The sequence below is a fragment of the Nocardioides sp. NPDC057577 genome (assembly GCF_042801335.1).
In the GTDB taxonomy this organism is placed as follows: Bacteria; Actinomycetota; Actinomycetes; order Propionibacteriales; family Nocardioidaceae; genus Nocardioides.
Genome location: NZ_JBHVGB010000118.1, coordinates 1 through 18,741, shown reverse-complemented (window position 1 = coordinate 18,741; position 18,741 = coordinate 1). Strand labels below are relative to the sequence as shown.

Annotated in this window: 22 protein-coding genes; 10 read left to right on the top strand and 12 right to left on the bottom strand. The window is 69.4% G+C overall.

The window, feature by feature from the left end; genetic code table 11:
• Positions 1 to 60: 60 nt before the first annotated feature.
• Genes ACFU7D_RS20435 through ACFU7D_RS20425 form a run of 3 tightly spaced genes read right to left on the bottom strand, consistent with a single transcriptional unit; the run spans position 61 to position 1,791 of the window.
• A complete protein-coding gene (locus tag ACFU7D_RS20435; RefSeq protein WP_378870520.1) occupies positions 61 to 885 on the bottom strand; it encodes a 3-keto-5-aminohexanoate cleavage protein in 825 nt (274 codons plus the stop codon).
• A gap of 56 nt (positions 886 to 941) precedes the next feature.
• A complete protein-coding gene (locus tag ACFU7D_RS20430) occupies positions 942 to 1,496 on the bottom strand; it encodes a hypothetical protein (RefSeq protein ID WP_378870517.1) in 555 nt (184 codons plus the stop codon).
• Positions 1,480 to 1,791, bottom strand: coding sequence for a hypothetical protein (locus tag ACFU7D_RS20425; protein ID WP_378870515.1), 312 nt, complete (start codon positions 1,789 to 1,791; stop codon positions 1,480 to 1,482). Before ACFU7D_RS20425 ends, ACFU7D_RS20430 begins: the two co-directional genes overlap by 17 nt.
• 159 nt (positions 1,792 to 1,950) lie before the next feature.
• Here ACFU7D_RS20425 and ACFU7D_RS20420 point away from each other — a divergent pair, with 159 nt between their 5' ends.
• Complete coding sequence (locus ACFU7D_RS20420) at positions 1,951 to 2,466, top strand: RNA polymerase sigma factor (protein ID WP_378728883.1); 516 nt, start codon at positions 1,951 to 1,953, stop codon at positions 2,464 to 2,466.
• Positions 2,463 to 3,086, top strand: coding sequence for a hypothetical protein (locus ACFU7D_RS20415; RefSeq protein ID WP_378870513.1), 624 nt, complete (start codon positions 2,463 to 2,465; stop codon positions 3,084 to 3,086). Before ACFU7D_RS20420 ends, ACFU7D_RS20415 begins: the two co-directional genes overlap by 4 nt.
• A 78-nt stretch (positions 3,087 to 3,164) precedes the next feature.
• On the opposite strand, the gene ACFU7D_RS20410 is transcribed toward ACFU7D_RS20415, so the two are convergent.
• From ACFU7D_RS20410 to ACFU7D_RS20390, 5 genes are all read right to left on the bottom strand, one after another.
• Positions 3,165 to 3,464 carry a DUF1416 domain-containing protein gene (locus tag ACFU7D_RS20410; protein WP_378728881.1) on the bottom strand — a complete coding sequence of 100 codons (300 nt, stop codon included), beginning with the start codon at positions 3,462 to 3,464 and terminating at the stop codon, positions 3,165 to 3,167.
• 2 nt (positions 3,465 to 3,466) lie between these two features.
• Positions 3,467 to 4,315 (bottom strand): sulfurtransferase, encoded by an 849-nt coding sequence (locus ACFU7D_RS20405; RefSeq protein ID WP_378728880.1) that lies wholly within the window; start codon positions 4,313 to 4,315, stop codon positions 3,467 to 3,469.
• Between the two features lie 50 nt (positions 4,316 to 4,365).
• Positions 4,366 to 4,827, bottom strand: coding sequence for a DUF4395 domain-containing protein (locus ACFU7D_RS20400; RefSeq protein WP_378870510.1), 462 nt, complete (start codon positions 4,825 to 4,827; stop codon positions 4,366 to 4,368).
• 242 nt (positions 4,828 to 5,069) lie between these two features.
• The gene (locus tag ACFU7D_RS20395; RefSeq protein ID WP_378870506.1) at positions 5,070 to 5,531 is read right to left on the bottom strand and encodes a thioredoxin family protein; all 462 of its coding nucleotides are present in this window, start codon (positions 5,529 to 5,531) and stop codon (positions 5,070 to 5,072) included.
• Positions 5,532 to 5,559: 28 nt separating this feature from the next.
• Positions 5,560 to 5,835, bottom strand: coding sequence for a MoaD/ThiS family protein (locus ACFU7D_RS20390; protein ID WP_378870503.1), 276 nt, complete (start codon positions 5,833 to 5,835; stop codon positions 5,560 to 5,562).
• A 122-nt stretch (positions 5,836 to 5,957) separates the two neighbouring features.
• Between ACFU7D_RS20390 and ACFU7D_RS20385 the strand changes: the two genes are divergently transcribed.
• The 3 genes from ACFU7D_RS20385 to ACFU7D_RS20375 are packed head-to-tail and all read left to right on the top strand — an operon-like array spanning position 5,958 to position 8,524.
• The gene (locus tag ACFU7D_RS20385; protein WP_091045869.1) at positions 5,958 to 6,704 is read left to right on the top strand and encodes a response regulator transcription factor; all 747 of its coding nucleotides are present in this window, start codon (positions 5,958 to 5,960) and stop codon (positions 6,702 to 6,704) included.
• Positions 6,705 to 6,713: 9 nt separating this feature from the next.
• Positions 6,714 to 7,532, top strand: coding sequence for a mycothiol synthase (gene mshD, locus ACFU7D_RS20380; RefSeq protein WP_378870500.1), 819 nt, complete (start codon positions 6,714 to 6,716; stop codon positions 7,530 to 7,532).
• Positions 7,533 to 7,543: 11 nt separating this feature from the next.
• Positions 7,544 to 8,524, top strand: a complete 981-nt coding sequence (locus ACFU7D_RS20375) for an ADP-ribosylglycohydrolase family protein (RefSeq protein WP_378870497.1) — start codon at positions 7,544 to 7,546, stop codon at positions 8,522 to 8,524.
• Between the two features lie 48 nt (positions 8,525 to 8,572).
• Here the strand turns inward: ACFU7D_RS20375 and ACFU7D_RS20370 are convergent, their stop codons facing one another.
• Genes ACFU7D_RS20370 through ACFU7D_RS20360 form a run of 3 tightly spaced genes read right to left on the bottom strand, consistent with a single transcriptional unit; the run spans position 8,573 to position 10,482 of the window.
• On the bottom strand, positions 8,573 to 9,532 hold the full coding sequence (locus ACFU7D_RS20370; protein WP_378870494.1) for a YgfZ/GcvT domain-containing protein: 960 nt from the start codon (positions 9,530 to 9,532) through the stop codon (positions 8,573 to 8,575).
• Positions 9,529 to 9,960 (bottom strand): Fur family transcriptional regulator, encoded by a 432-nt coding sequence (locus tag ACFU7D_RS20365; protein WP_378728871.1) that lies wholly within the window; start codon positions 9,958 to 9,960, stop codon positions 9,529 to 9,531. The genes ACFU7D_RS20370 and ACFU7D_RS20365 overlap by 4 nt, the downstream gene beginning before the upstream one ends.
• An 18-nt stretch (positions 9,961 to 9,978) precedes the next feature.
• Complete coding sequence (locus ACFU7D_RS20360) at positions 9,979 to 10,482, bottom strand: FABP family protein (RefSeq protein ID WP_378728870.1); 504 nt, start codon at positions 10,480 to 10,482, stop codon at positions 9,979 to 9,981.
• Between the two features lie 60 nt (positions 10,483 to 10,542).
• On the opposite strand from ACFU7D_RS20360, the gene ACFU7D_RS20355 reads away from it, so the two are divergent.
• Complete coding sequence (locus ACFU7D_RS20355; protein WP_378728869.1) at positions 10,543 to 10,902, top strand: DsrE family protein; 360 nt, start codon at positions 10,543 to 10,545, stop codon at positions 10,900 to 10,902.
• Between the two features lie 105 nt (positions 10,903 to 11,007).
• Entirely contained in the window at positions 11,008 to 13,587 is a 2,580-nt protein-coding gene (locus ACFU7D_RS20350; protein ID WP_378870491.1) for a hypothetical protein, read from the top strand.
• 7 nt (positions 13,588 to 13,594) lie between these two features.
• On the opposite strand, the gene ACFU7D_RS20345 is transcribed toward ACFU7D_RS20350, so the two are convergent.
• On the bottom strand, positions 13,595 to 14,653 hold the full coding sequence (locus ACFU7D_RS20345) for an alpha/beta hydrolase (RefSeq protein WP_378870489.1): 1,059 nt from the start codon (positions 14,651 to 14,653) through the stop codon (positions 13,595 to 13,597).
• A gap of 123 nt (positions 14,654 to 14,776) precedes the next feature.
• Between ACFU7D_RS20345 and ACFU7D_RS20340 the strand changes: the two genes are divergently transcribed.
• The 3 genes from ACFU7D_RS20340 (at position 14,777) to ACFU7D_RS20330 (ending at position 18,677) form a co-directional block, all read left to right on the top strand.
• Positions 14,777 to 16,972 carry an RNA degradosome polyphosphate kinase gene (locus ACFU7D_RS20340; RefSeq protein WP_378870486.1) on the top strand — a complete coding sequence of 732 codons (2,196 nt, stop codon included), beginning with the start codon at positions 14,777 to 14,779 and terminating at the stop codon, positions 16,970 to 16,972.
• 81 nt (positions 16,973 to 17,053) lie between these two features.
• Positions 17,054 to 17,671: a DUF47 domain-containing protein gene (locus tag ACFU7D_RS20335; RefSeq protein WP_091045846.1), complete on the top strand. Its 618-nt coding sequence runs from the start codon at positions 17,054 to 17,056 to the stop codon at positions 17,669 to 17,671.
• Positions 17,672 to 17,675: 4 nt separating this feature from the next.
• The gene (locus tag ACFU7D_RS20330; RefSeq protein WP_378728864.1) at positions 17,676 to 18,677 is read left to right on the top strand and encodes an anion permease; all 1,002 of its coding nucleotides are present in this window, start codon (positions 17,676 to 17,678) and stop codon (positions 18,675 to 18,677) included.
• Positions 18,678 to 18,741: the final 64 nt, after the last annotated feature.

The window sequence follows — 18,741 nt, the reverse complement described above, 5'->3', positions numbered from 1 at the left end:
CGTCATGACGAGCCGACTCGGCGTCGATCTGCGTCAGAACGAGCCGACTCGGCGGATCAGCTATCGCTTCAGCCCGAGGAGCGCCCAGGCGTCGTCGGCACTCATCGGCTGACGCTGGGCGACCGCGGCCGCTTCGACGGCTCGCTCGACGAGCTGGCGGTTGGCGTCGACGGGGACACCCTTGGCGAGGGTGAGTACGTCCTCCATCCCGACCCGCAGGTGGCCGCCCATGGCCAGCGAGGTGAGCATGACCGGGAGGGTCGAGCGGCCGATACCGGTCGCCGACCACGAGGTGACCTCGGCAGGGAGCGCGGCGACGCCGGCGACCAGCGCGGCGGAGGTGCCGGGCATGCCGCCGGGCACGCCCATGACGAAGTCGACGTGAACCTTGCCGCCGGCGGGCAGCCCGTACTTCCCCAGCAGGCGCTGCAGCGCGGCAACGTGGCCCAGGTCGAAGAGCTCGAACTCCGGCACCACCCCACGCTCCTGGGTGAGCTGGTAGAGCTCGGCGATGAACGGCCACGGGTTGGAGAAGACGTCGTCGCCGAAGTTGGTCGTGCCCATCGTCAGCGAGCACGAGTCCGGCCCGGCGTCGAGCACCTTCAGCCGCTTGTCCAGCGGGTCGTGGACCGAGCCACCAGTGGAGAGCTGCACGATCAGCTCGGTCTTCTCGTGAAGCGCATCGACCGTCTCGGTGAGCCGGCCGAGGTCGAGCGTCGGCGCATGGTCGTCGTCGCGGATGTGGACGTGGATCATCCGCGCGCCGGCCTCCTCGCACTCAACCGCCGTCGCGACGAGCTCCTCCAGCGTCGTCGGCAGCTGCGGGCAGTCTTCCTTCGCGGTCTCCGCCCCGGTAGGCGCCACGGTCACAAGCAGTCCAGACATGAGGACAACCTATCGTCATATCCCGCTTGGACCGCAAGATTTCCTTCGCTCTGAAGCTAGAGGCCGCCTGCGTACGCCGGTTGTTGCGGCGACTCGCTGGTTCGAATCGGCCGGCGCCAGGGGCGCGACCACTCGCTCGAGGCGGCGACAAGCCCGAGGCAGCACGCGACATACAGGACCATTCCCGCGAAGAAGGTCGGCGCCATCGGGATGCCGGAGTCGCCCAGCATCAGCACCACGGGAACGGCGATGGAGCCCGCCACACCCACCAGGGTGACCAGCCCGATGACCGGCGCTCGACGGCAACGCCCGACAACGAGCCCGGCGACGACGCAGGGCACGAACACCATGCCCAGACTGAAGTAGAGCAGCAGTCCCGGCACGGGCGCGAGCCGCCACCAGCGCGTACGCCCTGATCGCCGAGCATCTCGGACGGCCCCGAGCCCGATGAACTCGAGCAGTACGAGGCCCACGATCATGCCGGTTCCCTGCAGCGTGAACGAGGGATCGTCGCTGAAGAACCGCATGAAGAGCCGAGCCGCGACCGCCCAGCCGAACCCGAACCCGACGAAGAGGAGGACGGAGCGGCCGAACTCACCGCGCCTGGACACCCGGAGTCCTACCGCCGTGCCCGCCGAGATCACGGACGAAGTCCCTGACCCGGCTCACCAGGACGAAGACGCTGTCGGTGTGCTGACGCGGGGGCTTCGGGAGCCACTCCACGGGCAGGTCCGGGTTCTCCGCGTAGAGAGCCGCCTGCCGGGCGATCTGCTCGGCGTACCTCGCCTGTCGTCGAGCCTGCCTGGCGAGCCTGAGTCGGTGCCGAGCCTGCTGGGCGGCGATCTCGCGAGCACGGTGCTCTGCCGCCATCTCGATAGCCATCTTGGGGCTGTTCATGAAGGACATAGGACCCCTCCTTGGGAGTAGAGGCATTTGTAAACTCTGCTTCGAAGACGTTTGCGCCGGCCGCGGAGGGTGACCGGCCGAAGCAGTTCTTTTTTCCTCTCGGGGGCCGTCACCCCGATCGCCCGTCCCACTCGTCTAGAGAGTGATGGGACGAGTGCCATGGACGAAGCGGACGTCGACGTCGCCATCGGCGACGGCCTGCTCGTGGCGCTCTTCGAGAGCGAAGGGGCGGCGCTGGTGCACATGGCTCGGTGGTATGTGGATGACAAGACAGCGGCCGAAGATCTCGTCCAAGAGGCCTTCATCCGCCTGGCCCGGCACGCCCATCGGCTCCGGGACCACACCAAGGCGACCGCGTACCTGCGCGTGATCGTCGTCAACCTCGCCCGCGATCACAACCGCCGCGGGTTCGTCTCTCTGCGCCATCAACCGCCGGCGGAGCCCTACGAGGCCTCGGCCGAGGACCAGGCGGTGGACCACGCCGCCCGGGACGAAGTGATCGCCGCGCTGCGCGGGCTCCCCACCCGACAGCGCGAGTGCATCAGCCTGCATTACTACTACGACCTCGGCATCGCCGAGATCGCCACCGCTCTCGGTCTGTCGGAGAACTCCGTCAAGACCCACCTTCGGCGCGGCCGCAAGAGCCTGGCAGAGACGCTGGTCGAGTCCCGATGAGCCGGATCGACGATCTGCTGCGAGACGCGATGGGGGACCCGGCCAGTCCGCCACCGCCGTCCGCTGACCTGTTCGCCCGGGTGGTCGACGGCATCGCCGGGGACCAGGTACGCCGCCGGACGCGCCGCCGCGTCGTCGCCGCCATCGTCCTCGTCGCCGTGGTCCTCGGCGTGGTGGCGTACGTCAACAAGATCCGTGAACTGAACGGGGAGGAAACCATGCCCTGGTGGACGCTCGAAATCCTGACGACCGCGATTCTCATCGGGCTCGCCCTGTGGCTCGGGCCGCTGATCAAGCGGTTCGGCCGGGCGTACGCCGCCGACGTGTTCCACGACAACCCGCGGACCGGCAAGAGCTACATCGTGCTGACCGACATCGTCTACTACCTGATCTTCATCGCCTACATCCTCCTGACGATCCGGTTCGAGCCGGCCGACTCCTGGCTCGGCTCCGCCGGCTCCATCTCTGCCGCCCAGCTCAGCGACGAGCTGGCGAGGATCGCCGGGATCCTGCTGGTCATCGGCATCCTGCACGCGGTCAACATCGTGCTCATGCCCGTGCTCGGGCGGCTCTTCTCGCTCAACCGCCGGCTTCCACCGGGCTCCTCGAACCCGGGCTGAGCGCTTGGCCCGGCCCGAGAACGCCGCCGGCCCGCCCTGCCGGAGCAGGACGGGCCGGTAAGCGGTGATCGCGAGTGTTCAGCCGATCGGGATCGTCACCTCGGCGACGTTGCCGACCGCTGCGTGGACCTTCTTGTCCACGGGCTCCGCCTTCGGCGCGAGCGTACGCAGCGTCCACTCGCCGTCGCCGGCGAAGAACCGGAAGTGGCCGGTGGCCGAGGTGGGCACCTCGGCGGTGAACTCGCCGGTGCGGTCGAGCAGCCGGACGTAGGCACCGTGGACCGGCGACCCGTCACGGGTCACCTGACCCTGGATGACTGCTTCCTTGGCGACGTCGACGCCGGCGAGCGAGAGCCCGCCCTCAGTTGCTCCGCACATGCTCAGGCCTCCCCGGGCTCGTCGCCGGTGACGACCGGAACGCCGACGAGGGAGCCGTACTCGGTCCACGAGCCGTCGTAGTTCTTCACGTTCTCCTGGCCGAGGAGCTCCTTGAGCACGAACCAGGTGTGCGAGGAGCGCTCGCCGATGCGGCAGTAGGCGATGGTGTCCTTGCTCCAGTCGACGCCGGCCTCGGAGTAGATCTCCTTGAGCTCCTCGTCGGAGCGGAAGGTGCCGTCGTCGTTGGCCGCCTTGGACCACGGGACGTTGGCCGCGGTCGGGATGTGACCGGCGCGCTGGGCCTGCTCCTGCGGGAGGTGGGCCGGGGCGAGGAGGCGGCCGGCGAACTCGTCGGGCGACCGCACGTCGACCAGGTTCTTGACGCCGATGGCCTCGACGGTCTCGTCACGGAAGGCACGGATCGAGAGGTCCTGGTCCTGGGCGGTGTAGCTGGCCGCCTCGCGGGTGACGGCCTCGTCGGTCAGCTCGCGGGAGTCGAGCTCCCACTTCTTGCGGCCGCCGTCAAGCAGCTTGACGTCCTGGTGGCCGTAGAGCTTGAAGTACCAGAAGGCGTACGCGGCGAACCAGTTGTTGTTGCCGCCATAGAGCACCACAGTGTCGTCGTTGGCGACGCCACGCTCGGAGAGCAGTGCGGAGAACTGGTCCTTGTTGACGAAGTCGCGGCGCACCTGGTCCTGCAGGTCGGTGGTCCAGTCGAGCTTGATCGCACCCTTGATGTGGCCCTTGTCGTAGGCGGTGGTGTCTTCGTCGACCTCGATCAGCACCACCTTCGGGTCATCGAGGTGCTCCTCCACCCACTGGGCGGAGACGAGGGAGTTCTCGCGGGTCATCTAGGTACCTTTCGTTGGCCATAAAAATGGTTCAGTCTTGCGTTCAGGGGTCAGGCCGACGGGGTGGGACCCAGTCGCCTGATCAGCAGGTAGATCTCGCAGCCGAGGCAGAACCGGAAGACGGCATTGAGCACGGCCGCAACGAGCGCGAGGCCGAGGGCGATCTGCGCCACGAGCGTGGCGCTGAGGAGGTAGCCCACGAGCGCGACCAGCAGGAAGGCGAGGCCGACCCCCTGGGCGAATCGGGGCGGGGCCGGGTCCTCGAGCTCGTCCGGGGCCCCGAGGCGGGGACGTACGAACTTCTTGAAGAGCCAGGCATGAGGGGTCCGCTGAACGCCGAGACCTGCCCCGATCGCGAAGAGCACCGTCTGGATGACCGTGACCACCAGAGCCCATGGCTGCGGGAGCAGCAGGGCCAGGATGAGCACGACAACGGTCACCGCTGCAGTGAACTGCGGGCCGCGGGGGTCGATTCCGATCTGTGTAGCCGTCGTGCTCGAGGTCTCGGACATAGGTGTGCTCCTGCGAGAGTGGAGGGGAGGTCGTCAGGACGAGCCTGACAGGCGAAAGCGATCCCCGGTGTCGACTGAGTCGACAAATCTCAGGGAATCAGCGGCAGGAACGACACAGCGCCGAGCGCACGCGGCAGTGATCCACTGCGCGGCGCTTGGTCAGCATGGTCGAGAACATGCGAAGACAGTAGCGCGATGGCCGACGGCCACGAAACGAATGTCTCGTCATATGGACGAGCGTGTCAGGATTCGAGATCGAAGGCAGGAATCGCACTCAGGACCTGCTCCTTGCGCGGAGCCCCTGAGGCACGGGCGATCTCGTTCCCGGCGCCGTCGATGACCAGCGTCGTCGGCGTACGCAGGATGTCGAGGCGACGCACCAGCTCGAGGTGGTGCTCGGCGTCGATCTCGACATGCACCACGCCCGGGACGATCTCGGCCACCTCGCCCAGGATCCGCCGGGTCGCCCGGCACGGGGCGCAGAAGGCGGAGGAGAACTGCACCAGCGTCGCCCGCGCACCTAACTCGGTCTCGCCCAGTGCGTCGGTGACCGCATCCCACGCGTGCGGCTCGGGCTCGTGAACCTCCTGGGTCACGTGCAGCTCCTTCGTACCTCTGAACCGTCCATCGGTGAACAGCCGGAAAAGACCGAACCCGAGGGCGGCGACGACCGCGATGATCGCGATCCAGGCTCCTGTGCTCACGAGGGGCACAACCCCGAATCGCGTGAACTCATTCCGAGCCCCCGGCGAACGGCGGGAGGAACTCGACCCTCTCCCCGGGCTCGACCGAGACCGCACCCGGATCCTGCGACCCGACCGGGCGGTCACCGACGAGCGCCGAGCAGACCTTCAACACCTCGGGAAGGCGGGTGCCGGCGTGCAGCTCCGCGGCACGGCGTACGACTTCGGCCAGCGTCAACGGGCCGTCGACCTCGATCTGGTCGGACGGAGTCCCGGCCGCGGACTTGGCTGCGGCCCAGTAGCGGACCTCTATAACTTTCGTCACTTTCTCGTGGACAACCTTCCTATGTCACCGCGAGGTTTCGTTAATATGGTCCAACGATCACCTCACCGAGGCTCAATGTTGCGTTTCGGTGCTCCTCTTTCTCTGACCGAGAGGCACCCCCAATGAGCTCGCTTCTTTTGCTGACCAGTTCGCTTCAGCCCTCGGCAGATGTCCTCCCCGGACTTTCTCTCCTCGGCCATCAGGTGAAGATCCTTCCTGCTGAAGGTAGCGCGCTTCTCGAGGCGCCGGACTCCGACCTGCTGCTGGTGGACGGCCGGCAGGACCTCGCCCAGGCCCGTGACCTGTGTCGTCTGATCCGCACGACCGGCACCGACATCCCCGTTCTGCTCGTCGCCACCGAGGGTGGCCTCGCCGTCGTCGCCCACGACTGGGGCATGGACGACGTCGTGCTGCACACCTGCGGCCCGGCCGAGCTCGAGGCGCGGATCAAGCTCGCGATCGGCCGCATCTCCGCGGCCCGCGAGGCTTCCGACCCCGAGGCCCACGTCATCCGCTCCGGCGAGGTCGTCGTCGACGACGCCACCTACACCGCCAAGATCGGCGGCCGCCCGCTCGACCTGACCTTCAAAGAGTTCGAGCTCCTGAAGTTCCTCGCCCAGCACCCGGGCCGCGTCTTCTCCCGCCAGCAGCTGCTGCAGGAGGTGTGGGGCTACGACTACTTCGGAGGCACCCGCACCGTCGACGTCCACGTACGTCGCCTGCGCGCCAAGCTCGGCCCCGAGAACGAGACCCTCATCGGCACCGTCCGCAACGTCGGCTACCGCTTCGTGCTGCCCTCGAAGAACAACGAGGCCGCCGCCGACGGCGCCCGGCTGACCCCGTCTCCTCGCCTGGGGGCCGACGCCTAGGCTGCACCTATGGCACTCACCGTCGATCAGGTCCTGGCCATCGCGAAGGCGACCGAGGCGTACGACGGCGTGGCGCCGCTCGACGAGGCGACGCTCCTGACGCTGCGCAACCGTCCGGACGACGCCACGATCTGGGGTGACGTACGCGGCTTCGGGCTCTTGATCGGCGCCGAGCTCTCGCTCGTGGTGCTGACTCAGCATCGGGGGGTCGGCCTGGGGCGACAGCTGCTGCTCCGGGCGCCGTCGCTGGCCTCCGGGACCACCGCCTGGTCCCACGGGGACAACCCGGCGGCCGCCCGGCTGGCCGCCACCCAGGGCTGGAAGCGCACCCGGGACCTGTGGGTGATGCGGCGGCCCGTCGCCGGTCTCCCGCCGGCTCCCGAGACCCCGGACGGGATCGTCGTACGCGGCTTCGAGCCCGGCGACGAGGCCGAGCTGCTCCGGGTCAACGCCGCCGCCTTCGCGCACCACCCCGAGCAGGGATCACTGGACGAGGCCGGTCTGCGGGAGCGGATGTCGGAGCCGTGGTTCGATCCGTCGGGGCTGGTCACCGCGTGGGAGGGCGAGAAGCTGCTCGCGTTCCACTGGACCAAGCGCCACAGCGAGACCGAGGGCGAGGTCTACGTCGTCGGTGTCGACCCCGCCGCGCAGGGCCGCGGCCTCGGCAAGCTGGTCACCCTCCTCGGGCTGAACCACCTGGCCACCGCCGGCGTCGAGCAGATCCATCTCTATGTCGAGGGCGACAACACCCCGGCCGTACGTCTCTACGAAGGCCTCGGCTTCACCCGCGCTGCGGCCGACACCCACGTCCAGTACACCCGCGGCTAGTCTCTGGTCGCGTGGAGCTGACCCAATCCGATCTCACGGAGTCTCAGAGTGACCGGGCCGTCGGGGCCATCGTCGGAACCGCGGTCGCGGATGCGCTCGGGGCTCACTACGAGTTCGACCGGCCTCGGCTCGGCGCCGACGAGAAGGCGCAGATGCTCGGTGGCGGGCTCGGCCCGTTCGCGCCCGGGGAGTGGACCGACGACACGACGATGGCGTGGTGCATCCTCGACGCCGCCGCCGGCGGACTCGACCTGCGCACCGAGGAGGGGCTGACCGCGGTCGGCCGCAACTTCCGGACGTGGGCGGAGTCGGATCCGAAGGACATCGGCAACCAGACCGCCCGGGTGCTCGACACCGCCGGCCCCGCGCCGACCGCCGCGCAGCTGCGGCAGGTCTCGGAGAAGCTGCACGCGACGACCGGCCACACCGGAGGCAACGGCTCCCTGATGCGTACCGCGCCGGTCCCGCTCCGCCATCTCGGCGACCGCCCGGCCGTCGCCGAGGCCGCCGCCGCGGTGAGCGCCCTGACCCACTGGGACGAGCACGCCCGGTCCGGCTGTGTGCTGTGGTCCCTGGCGATCGAGCACGCGGTGATGCACGGCGAGCTGGACGTACGCTCCGGCCTCTCCCACCTCTCCCCCGCCGAGGCCACCTTCTGGACCGAGAAGCTCGACGAGGCCGAGACGGCTCCGCCGGCGACCTTCAATCCCAACGGCTGGGTCGTCACCGCGCTGCAGGCCGCCTGGTCCTCGATCGCTCAGACCCCGGCCACAGGGCCCGAGCACTATGTCGAGGCCTTGAACACCGCCATCCGGATCGGCAACGACACCGACACCGTCGCCGCCATCGCCGGCGGCCTCCTCGGTGCCCGCTGGGGCGCCTCCGCCATCCCTGCCGACTGGCGTGCCCTCAGCCACGGCTACCCCGGCATCCCCGGCGACGTCCTCGCGACCCTCGCCCTCGACGCCGTCGCCGCCGGTCGGCGGGACTGACCGACCGCGAGCGTCGCCCTGGCTCTGACCCGGATCGAGGGAAGCGGGTCAGCGCAGCGGGCGGATGTGGAGGCCGATCTCGGGGTCGACGAGGACCTCCTGCGCGACCGGCATCCCGTCCACGACGAGCTGCGCGTCCACGGGTACGTTGCGCTTGACCAGCCCCAACGCGATCGGGCCGAGCTCGTGGTGTCGAGCCGAGGACCCGACGAAGCCGACCGTCTTCTCACCGAAGACCAGCTCCGACCCCGCGGCCGGCAGCCGGTTCTCGGAGCCGTCGAGGTGGAGCAGCACCAGCCGACGCGGCGGGCGGCCGAGCGTGTGGACGCGGGCGACCGTCTCCTGGCCGCGGTAGCAGCCCTTGTCGAGATGGACGGCGTACTCCGGGCCGACGGTCTCTTCCGAACCCGGCACCCAGCCGACCTCGTTGGGGATCGTGCGCGCGTCGGTGTCCACGCCGAACCGCGGCTCACCGCGCTCGATCCGGAGAGCCTCGAACGCCCAGAACCCGCAGGCGGGGCCTGCGGCAGCGGCGTACGTCTCCAGGGACTCGCGTGGGACGAACGAGTAGCCCTGCGTGGGACGCCAGACGGAGGCCTGCGACGGCTCGGCCGTCACGGTCACATCCGACCAGAACTTCATCCGCTCCAGGTAGCCGACCAGCGCCTCACCGGCCCCGGGCTCGGTCCACGCCAGGAAGGAGGAGCCGTCGTCGACGCCGGAGAAGAAGTGCTCGACATGCCCCTGCGGCGACAGGATCAGGGCCGAGGTCCAGGCCCCGGGAGCCAGTCCCTCGAAGGCCTGCGAGGTCAGCGAGTGCAGCCAGGTCAACCGATCAGGTCCCGCGATCCGCAGCACGTCCCGGTGGGAGAGGTCGACGAACCCCTCGCCGGAGGCCATCGTCCGCTGCTCCAGGTTGAACGATCCGTAGTGCGCCGCGACGGGTGCGTCGGCACCATCGCCGGCGACGGCACCGGGCAGGGACAGAAGCGGGCTGGCAGTCATCATGGCTCCTCGGAAGAACAGTCGACGCACGCCCCGAAGACGGTCAGATGAGCGACATCTGCCTCGAAGGCGTACTCCTCACGCAGCCGCTCGCAGATACCGTCGGCCACTGAGGGGTCAACACTGGTGACCTTCTGACACTTCCTGCAAACCGCATGAAAATGTGGCCGCCCGGAGACCGAGTGGTAGGTCGACGCCCGCTCACCCAGGTGGGCGTGCCGCACCAGGCCCAGCTCCTCGAGCACCTCGAGGTTGCGGTAGACGGTGGAGAGGTTGATCGCCGAGGACGACTCGCGTACGACCGCGAGCACCTCCTCGGGGGTGGCATGGCGCAGTCGCTCGACCGCACCGAGGACCAGCTCGCGCTGGGGCGTGAGCCGGTAGCCCTTCGCCCGAAGGGCCTCGCGCCAGTCCTCAGCGGCCTCGGTCATGACGACTACTTCCTGGACCTACTTCTTGACCCGCTTGAGCCGCGCCCACAGGTGCGGCTGCAGCGCCTGACCCATCGCGGCCATGTCGAAGGCGTAGAGAAGGTCGCCCTCGACGTTGCCGTAGAGGCGCTTGCCGGCGGTGTATTCCTTCGCGGTCTCCGTGCGGGCGACCGCATCGGTGGTGAGGTCGAGCTTGCCGCCCTCGGCCTTGCCGTACCAGACCTCGACGATGCCGGTGTTGTGCGTCATCACCCACTCGACCTCGCCCTCGGGGCGGAAGCGCACGAAACCGGTCTCCAGCGCCGCGTCGCGCACCTTCTCCCCCGTCTCCGGGTCGATGATCCACGAGCGCGCGAAGTAGTGGAAGAACGGACGCCCGTCGTGGGTGAAGATCAGCTCCTGCCCGAACTCGAACTTGTCGATCGTCGGATAGTCACCGTGCCCGTTGCCCTGCCAGGTGCCGAGCATCCACGCACAGGGACCGGCATCGGGGTGAAGGTTCTCCGGAAGTTCGAAAGCCACACGCCGAGTTTAGGCCGTACGTCGGCTACGACCCGAAACGCAAGCGCTAGTGTGCTCGGCATGCAAGAACTCGTGGTGAAGGTGACCGTCGGCGCCGAGACGCCTGAGCGTACGAACCAGGCCTTCACGGTCGCTTCGGCCGCCGCGACCGCCGGCGCGAAGGTGTCGCTGTGGCTCACCGGTGAGGCGACCTGGTTCGCGGTGCCCGGGAAGGCGGAAGAGTTCACGCTCGAGAACGCGGCGCCGCTGCAGGAGTTGATCGGGCTGGTTCTCGAGGCCGGCCAGGTGACCGTGTGCAGCCAGTGCGCCTCGCGTCGCGATCTCACCGAGGACGACCTGATCGACGGTGTGGTCATCAAGGGCGCGTTCGTGTTCGCCGAGGAGATCCTGCGCGACGGCGTACAGGCGCTCGTCTACTGAAGTCGGCACCGCCCAGAATTACATAAGTGTAGTTCCAGGTAGCGAGCGTGTTAATCCTCTCGGAGACTCCACACACCACCTACTTCGCCGTTAGCATTCACCCTCGTGAGCACGCAGACCCCCAGTGGCAAGTGGTGGAGCCGGGATTCGGCCGCCCAGCCGGGTGACGACGAGGACCTGACGGCGCGCGCTGCGGAGTTGGCCCGCGCCGCTGCCGCAGCCGAGTCGCTTCGCATCTCAGCCGAGCAGGCGGCCGCCGAGCAGGCGGCCGAGCGGCTGGTGGCCGAGGAGTCCGCCGCCCAGCACGCGACCGCCCGCGCGAAGGCCGACGAGACCGCCAAGCTCCACGCCGAGCTGGCCGCCGACGCCCACCAGGCGCGCGAGGTCGCGGAGAAGGCAGCCGAGGAGTACGCCCGCGCCCGGGTCGAGGCCGAGAAGCTCGCCGACACCCGTGCCAAGGAGCGCGCCGAGGCCGAGGAGGCCGCGCTCGCGAGGGGCAAGGAGCTGGAGGCCGCCGAGCGCCGCCTGCTCGAGGCGGCCCGGATCGCCGAGGAGCAGGCCACCGCCCGCACCGAGGCCGAGGAGGCCGCCCACACCAAGGCCGAGGAGGCCGCCACCGCAGCCGCCTCCGCCGCCGAGGCCCACACCAAGGCAGCAGAGCACGCCGAGCTGGCCCAGGCCGCCTACGCCGCGCGCAGCGTCGCGGAGGCCGCCGCCGAGGACCGCCTCGAGGAGATGGACGAGCTTCGCGACGCGCTCGCGGCAGCCGAGAAGGCCGCCCGCAAGGCCGCGGACGAGGCCCGCGCCGCCTACGAGGCCCGCAGCGAGGCGGAGGCTGCCGCCGAGGCCGCCTACACCGCCCGCGCCGCCGCCGACACCCGATCCGAGGAGCTCGCGCGGATGCGCGAGGAGGCCGACGCGGCCGCAGCCGGCCGAGCCGACGAGGCGCTGGCCGCGTTCACCGCACGCCAGGCCGCCGAGCAGGCCGCCAACGACCGGGCGACGGAGGCCGAGAAGGCCGCCGCCGCGCGGATCACGGCCGAGGACTCCGCGGTCGCGATGGCGACGCAGGCCGAGATCGCCGAGCAGGCCCGCAAGGAGGCGGAGGCTGCGGCCGAAGCGGCCTACGCCGCCGCCGAGTCGGCCGCGACCGCCCGCGCCGAGGCCGAGGAAGCGGCGAAGGAGGCCTTCGAGGAGCGCAAGGCCGCCGACGCCAACGCCGAGGACCACGCGATGACCCGGGCCGCGGCCGAGGCCACGGCTGCCGACCAGTACGCCGTGGCAGCCGAGGCGCTGGCCGCGCGCACCGAGGCGGAGGAGGCCGCGCTGCGCGCCTTCAAGGCCGCCGACGCCGCCAACGACGCCCGTCTCGAGGCCGAGAAGAGCGCGAAGCAGTACGCCGAGTTCGCCGCTGCCGCCGCGCACGAGGCCAACGAGAACGAGGAGCGCTACCGGCAGCTCACCGAGCTCGCCTCGCAGGCCGAGCAGGCGGCCGAGTCCGCCAACCTCGCCCGGATGGCGGCCGACCAGCGCGCCTCCGAGCACGCCGATCTCGCGGTGCAGGCCCTTGAGGGCCGCCGCGCCGCCGAGCGCGCCGCGACCGAGGCCAACGAGGGTCGTCGGGCGGCGGAGTCCGCGCTGCGTACCGCTCACGAATCGATGACCGAGCTCGTCACCGGACAGGCCCGCGAGCGCGAAGAGGCCGAGCGCCGGATGACGGAGATGATGAACCGTCTCGCCGACGTCCAGGAGCAGGCCGCCGAGTCCGTACGCCTTCGGGCCGAGGCCGAGGAGGTCGCCGGCCAGAAGGCGATCGACCGTCAGGCCGTCGAGGCCTCGATCCTGCACAACACCCAGCTGGTCGAGCAGGCCATCGTGGACCGGCAGATCGCCGAACGCCGCAGCGCCCAGCTCGCCAAGCAGCTCGCCGACCTGCGTGAGGCCGTCATGCTCGCGGTCAAGGGCGGCAGCACCAACAAGCGGGCGATGCAGGCGCTCGAGCTCACCCTTGCCGCGACCCCGTCGCCGCCCGAGGCTCAGTTCCCCATCCCGGACGCTCCTGACGAGCCGCTCGTGGTCGAGCCCCTCGAGCCGGTCGCGCGCACGCCGTTGGTCGACCCTGTCGAGACCACCGCGCCCGCACCGGTCGACTCACCGGCCGCGCCGACGGCCGGTCCTCCGACCGCGCCCGTGACGCTGCCCGAGCGGCCGACCGGGAAGAAGCAGGCCAACAAGCTGCAGTCCGAGGACTCACGCACCGCGACGGCGGACCTGCCCGACACCCCGAGCGACTCGCTCCCCCACCGCTCGAGCGGCTGGCTGGCGGCGGTCAAGCTCGCCGAGTCCGGCAAGTTCCCCGGCGCCAAGATCCCGGGCGCCGACACTCCCTTGCCCGAGCCCACCGTCCGTACGTTCGTGCCCGAGGACGGCTCGGTCATGACCGAGAGCACCGTCACCGTCACCGAGGAGGGCGTGCTCGACGTACGCAAGGACGAGCAGACCCACACCTACGACCTCTACGACACCCAGACCGACATCACCATCAAGGGTGAGCCGGCCACCGACGAGTGGGTCGTCGAGTTCAACACCGACGAGGCCGGTGCGGTGAAGGTCGACAAGTCGATGGTCGACCCCGAGGCGTTCCAGCGCGAAGTTCTCCGCTGGCGTCCGGATATGGCCGGCTGAGTCAGCCTCAGAGGTTGTCGCGCAGGACCTGCGCGAGCTCGAGCACGGCAGCGCGAGACGTACGCCCGGCGCCGACCACGTTCAGGAACCCGTGGATCTGGTCGGCGAAGCGCTTGTGCGCGACCTTGACCCCAGCCTCCTCGAGCTTGGCGGCGTACGCCTCGCCCTCGTCGCGCAGCGGGTCGAAACCCGCGGTCGCGACGTACGCCGGGGCGATCCCGGTCGCCGGGATCTCCGCGTACAGCGGGGCGTGGCGCGGGTCGCGGCGGTCGATGCCCGCGGGCAGGTAGTTGTCGGTGGCGGCCGCGATGAAGTCCGAGGTCAGGTAGAAGCCCTCGCTGAGGTCCTCGCGGCTCTTGGTCGCCGCCTCCGACTGCGTCACCGGGTAGATGAGCAGCTGGAAGGCGCAGTCCTCGCCGACGGCAAGCGCGACCCCGGCCGCCAGGTTGCCGCCGGCCGAGTCGCCGCCGACCCCGATCCGGGCCGGGTCCGCACCGAGCTCGGCCGCGTGCTCGACCGCCCACCGGAACGCCGCTACCGAGTCGTCGTACGCCGCCGGGAACGGTGCCTCCGGCGCCAGCCGGTAGTCGATCGAGAGCACCTTGACGCCCGACTCACTGGCCAGCAGCCGGCAGGGGGCGTCGTGGGAGTCGAGGTCGCCGAAGATGAAGCCGCCACCGTGCAGGAAGACCAGCAGCGGCGCGCTGCCCGAGGCACCCTCCGGGACGTAGAGCCGCGCCTTCAGCCCCGCGGCCCAGAGCTCGCGCACCGACCCGATCTCCTGACGACCACCCCCGAGCTGCGACTGCCGCGACAGCGCCACCCGCCCCTTCGGGATCGGCAGCGTCGACGGGTCCGGCTCCCCCGACACCTTCATCAGCGCGAGCATGATCTGCGTGTCCACCGCGAGCGTCTGCCCGTCGTACGTCACCGGCTTGCCGACGAGCCGCCGCTGCGCCGCGGCCGGCAGGTTCAACGCCCCCTCGAACGCCAGGCCCTTGATCCGGGTCACCACCGGCGCCAGCAGCGGATCGATCACGGACGACGCACGCGCAAGAATCGACATGCGCCCAAACTACCCGCTAGTAGGGACATCGTGTAACAGGTAAGTTCACCAGACGACCGGTCCAGCGGTCAGAGTTCGGATCGAGTCTCCCCGCAGGACACGCAGGTGAGTCACACTGGTCCCATGAGTCTCGACCCGCAGGCCCCCACCCGTTCGGCCGAGGACACCGTGAGCCTGACCGCGGTTCCCGACCAGCCGTTCGACGTCGAGCCCGAATACATCCCCGATCATGAGGCGCTGGCCGAGGTCGAGAAGTACGAGGACCGGTTCCTCGACCGCGAGCTGTCCTGGCTGCGGTTCAACGAGCGGGTGCTGGAGCTGGCGGAGGACGAGACGCTGCCGCTGCTGGAGCGCGTACGTTTCCTGGCGATCTTCACCTCCAACCTGGACGAGTTCTTCATGGTCCGGGTGGCGGGCCTGAAGCGGCGGATCGCGGCGGGGGTGGCGGTCAAGGCCGCTTCCGGCCTGATGCCGCGGGAGGTCCTCGAGCTGATCTGGAAGAAGACCCGGGAGCTCTCCGAGCGGCATGCCGAGGTGTTCCGCGGCAAGATCAAGCCGGCGCTGCTCGAAGAGGGCATCCAGCTGCTGCACTGGGAGGACCTCACCCCCGAGGAGGTCAAGGCCTGCAAGAAGCTGTTCAAGGAGCGGGTCTACCCGGTGCTGACGCCGCTCGCGGTCGACCCGGCCCACCCGTTCCCCTACATCTCCGGCCTCTCCCTCAACCTCGCCGTCCGGCTGCGGGACCCGAAGACCAAGAAGAAGCACTTCGCCCGGGTGAAGGTCCCGCCGATCTTCAGCCGCTTCGTGCCGCTGGGCAACGACCGCTTCGTGCCGCTCGAGGAGGTCATGAGCGAGCGCCTGTCCAAGCTGTTCCCGGGCATGGAGATCCTCGAGGTGCACACCTTCCGGGTCACCCGCAACGAGGATCTCGAGGTCGAGGAGGACGACACCGAGAACCTCCTCACCGCACTGGAGAAGGAGCTGCTCAGGCGGCGCTTCGGCCCTCCCGTACGCCTCGAGGTGCAGGAGTCGATGACCGACTCGACGCTCGACCTGCTGGTCTCCGAGCTCGGCATCTCCGACAAGGAGGTCTTCCGGCTGCCCGGTCCGCTCGACCTGCGCGGGCTGCACGGCATCGCCGACATCGACCGCGAGCAGCTGAAGTATCCGGCCTTCGTGCCGAGCACGCACCCGGCGCTCGCGCCGGTCGAGAGCGCCGCACCGGTCGACGTCTTCAAGGCGGCTCGCCGTGGTGACGTACTCCTCCAGCATCCCTACGACTCGTTCGCGACCAGCGTGCAGCGCTTCATCGAGCAGGCCGCGGCCGACCCGCGGGTGCTGGCGATCAAGCAGACCCTCTACCGCACCTCCGGCGACTCCCCCATCATCGACGCCCTGATCGACGCTGCCGAGGCAGGCAAGCAGGTGCTGGTGCTGGTCGAGATCAAGGCCCGCTTCGACGAGGTGGCCAACATCCGCTGGGCGCGCAAGCTCGAGCAGGCCGGCTGCCACGTGGTCTACGGCCTGGTCGGCCTGAAGACCCACTGCAAGCTGGCGATGGTGGTCCGCGAGGAGCCCGACGGCACGATCCGTCGCTACACCCACATCGGCACCGGCAACTACAACCCGAAGACCTCCAGGCTCTACGAGGACATGGGGCTGATCACCACCAACGAGGAGATCGGCGAGGACGTCGCCCACCTGTTCAACAACCTCTCCGGCTGGAGCCGGGAGGCGACGTACGAGCAGCTTCTGGTGGCCCCCGGCAACGTACGCAACGGCCTGATCGAGCAGATCCACGCCGAGATCGCCCACCACCTGGCCGGGCGCCCGGCGAGGATTCGGCTCAAGGCCAACTCGGTGGTCGACGAGGCGATCATCGACGCGCTCTACCTGGCCTCCCAGGCGGGCGTGCCCGTGCAGCTCCTGGTCCGGGGCATCTGCGCGCTCCGTCCCGGCGTGGCGGGACTCAGCGAGACCATCGAGGTGCGCTCGATCCTGGGCCGCTTCCTGGAGCACTCCCGGATCTTCTGGTTCGAGAACGGTGCCACCGAGGACGGCGACGGACCGACCGCCTGGATCGGCTCGGCCGACATGATGCACCGCAACCTCGACCGCCGGGTCGAGGCCCTCGTACGGCTCCCCACCCCGGAGCTCGTGGCCGAGGTCGGCGCACTGTTCGACCTGGCATTCGAACCGACCACGGACGCCTGGATCCTCGGCCCCGACGGAACGTGGGCCCGAAACCACGCTCCCGACCACCTGCAGGCGATGTTGATCACACGGCAGCGCCAGCGCAGGCGCGCCGCGACAGGCTGAACACGCCCTGGCTTTCGTCGTGTCAAGCGGACTCGCCTAACATGAGCCCGCAGGTCTGCCTCATCCAGCCAGGAGCCCCCCGTGCGTTTCCGAATCCGCCCGGTCGACACGTCGTTCTACGACCTGTTCACCGAGTCCGCCAACCACCTCGTCGGCGGTGTCTCGCTGCTCGCCGAGATGCTCAGCGACACAGCCGATCGCGAGGACGTCGCGCGACGTATGCGCGACGCGGAGCACGCCGCCGACGAGTCCACCCACGAGATCGTCAAGAAGGTCAACTCGACCTTCGTCACGCCGTTCGACCGCGAGGACATCTACGCCCTCGGCTCCGGTCTCGACGACGTGATGGACTCGATGGACGAGGTCGTCGACCAGATCTTCGTCTACGGCGTCAACATCCTGCCCCCCGAGCTCTCGGACCAGGTCACCGTGCTCCAGCGCTGCGCCGAGCTGACCGCGGCGGCGATGCCCAAGCTGCGCTCCATGAAGGAGCTCTCCGAGTACTGGATCGAGATCAACCGTCTCGAGAACCAGGGCGACAAGAACCACCGTCGCATCCTCGCCAAGCTCTTCTCCGGTGAGTACGACGCGATGGAGGTCCTCAAGCTGAAGGACATCGTCGAGTCACTCGAGGACGCGATCGACGGCTTCGAGAAGGTCGCGAACACCGTCGAGCAGATCGCCGTCAAGGAATCCTGACACCGTGGAACTTGCCATCGTCATCGCGGTGGTCGTCGTCGCCCTGGTCTTCGACTACACCAACGGCTTCCACGACGCAGCCAACGCCATCGCGACCTCCGTGTCCACGCGCGCGCTCACGCCGCGCATCGCCCTCCTGCTCGCGGCGGTGATGAACTTCGTCGGCGCCTTCCTGGGCCAGAAGGTCGCCCACACCGTCTCCGACACCATCACGCCACCATCAGGGGCACATGGTCTGACCGTCGTGATGGCCGGCCTGCTCGGCGCGATCGCCTGGAACATGATCACCTGGTACTTCGGCCTCCCCTCGTCATCGTCGCACGCGCTCATCGGTGGCCTGGCCGGTTCGGCGATCGCCGCCGGCGCGTTCGTCAACTGGATGACGGTGCTGGAGAAGGTCGTCATCCCGATGTTCGTGTCCCCCGTGGTCGCCTTCGGCCTCGGCTTCGGCGTGATGCTCGCCATCATGTGGATCTTCCGCCGCGCCAACCAGCACAAGGCCCAGAAGGGCTTCCGGATCGCGCAGACGATCTCGGCCGCCGCGATGGCCCTCGGCCACGGCCTCCAGGACGCCCAGAAGACGATGGGCGTCATCTTCCTGGCCCTGGTCACCGGCGGTTTCCTCTCCGAGGGCGACCCTCTTCCGCTCTGGGTCATCGCCGCGGCTGCGACCGCGATCTCTCTCGGCACCATGTCCGGGGGCTGGCGCATCATGCGCACCCTCGGCCGTCGCATCATCCACCTGGACCCCTCCCGCGGCTTCGCCGCCGAGTCGGTCGCCGCCTCGGTGCTCTACACCACGGCGTACGTCTGGGAGGCCCCGATCTCGACCACCCACACGATCACCTCGGCGATCATGGGTGTCGGCGCGACCAAGCGGTTCTCAGCGGTCCGCTGGGGTATCGCGAAGTCGATCGTCGCCGCCTGGATCTTCACCTTCCCCGCGGCCGGTGGTGTCGCAGCCCTGACCTACCTGCTCTGCCACTTCGTATTTCAGCTGCCGTAGACGACAACATGCCGAGTCGGCGCATCCGACCCCTCTCGCTCGCTTCGCTTCGCGAGACGCGGGG

Bases quoted from the DNA above. Each gene is read 5' to 3' on its own strand.
- ACFU7D_RS20435 (WP_378870520.1), bottom strand. From the start codon at position 885: ATGTCTGGACTGCTTGTGACCGTGGCGCCTACCGGGGCGGAGACCGCG.
- ACFU7D_RS20425 (WP_378870515.1), bottom strand. From the start codon at position 1,791: ATGTCCTTCATGAACAGCCCCAAGATGGCTATCGAGATGGCGGCAGAG.
- ACFU7D_RS20420 (WP_378728883.1), top strand. From the start codon at position 1,951: ATGGACGAAGCGGACGTCGACGTCGCCATCGGCGACGGCCTGCTCGTG.
- ACFU7D_RS20415 (WP_378870513.1), top strand. From the start codon at position 2,463: ATGAGCCGGATCGACGATCTGCTGCGAGACGCGATGGGGGACCCGGCC.
- ACFU7D_RS20410 (WP_378728881.1), bottom strand. From the start codon at position 3,464: ATGTGCGGAGCAACTGAGGGCGGGCTCTCGCTCGCCGGCGTCGACGTC.
- ACFU7D_RS20405 (WP_378728880.1), bottom strand. From the start codon at position 4,315: ATGACCCGCGAGAACTCCCTCGTCTCCGCCCAGTGGGTGGAGGAGCAC.
- ACFU7D_RS20400 (WP_378870510.1), bottom strand. From the start codon at position 4,827: ATGTCCGAGACCTCGAGCACGACGGCTACACAGATCGGAATCGACCCC.
- ACFU7D_RS20385 (WP_091045869.1), top strand. From the start codon at position 5,958: ATGAGCTCGCTTCTTTTGCTGACCAGTTCGCTTCAGCCCTCGGCAGAT.
- mshD (WP_378870500.1), top strand. From the start codon at position 6,714: ATGGCACTCACCGTCGATCAGGTCCTGGCCATCGCGAAGGCGACCGAG.
- ACFU7D_RS20370 (WP_378870494.1), bottom strand. From the start codon at position 9,532: ATGATGACTGCCAGCCCGCTTCTGTCCCTGCCCGGTGCCGTCGCCGGC.
- ACFU7D_RS20365 (WP_378728871.1), bottom strand. From the start codon at position 9,960: ATGACCGAGGCCGCTGAGGACTGGCGCGAGGCCCTTCGGGCGAAGGGC.
- ACFU7D_RS20355 (WP_378728869.1), top strand. From the start codon at position 10,543: ATGCAAGAACTCGTGGTGAAGGTGACCGTCGGCGCCGAGACGCCTGAG.
- ACFU7D_RS20345 (WP_378870489.1), bottom strand. From the start codon at position 14,653: ATGTCGATTCTTGCGCGTGCGTCGTCCGTGATCGATCCGCTGCTGGCG.
- ACFU7D_RS20340 (WP_378870486.1), top strand. From the start codon at position 14,777: ATGAGTCTCGACCCGCAGGCCCCCACCCGTTCGGCCGAGGACACCGTG.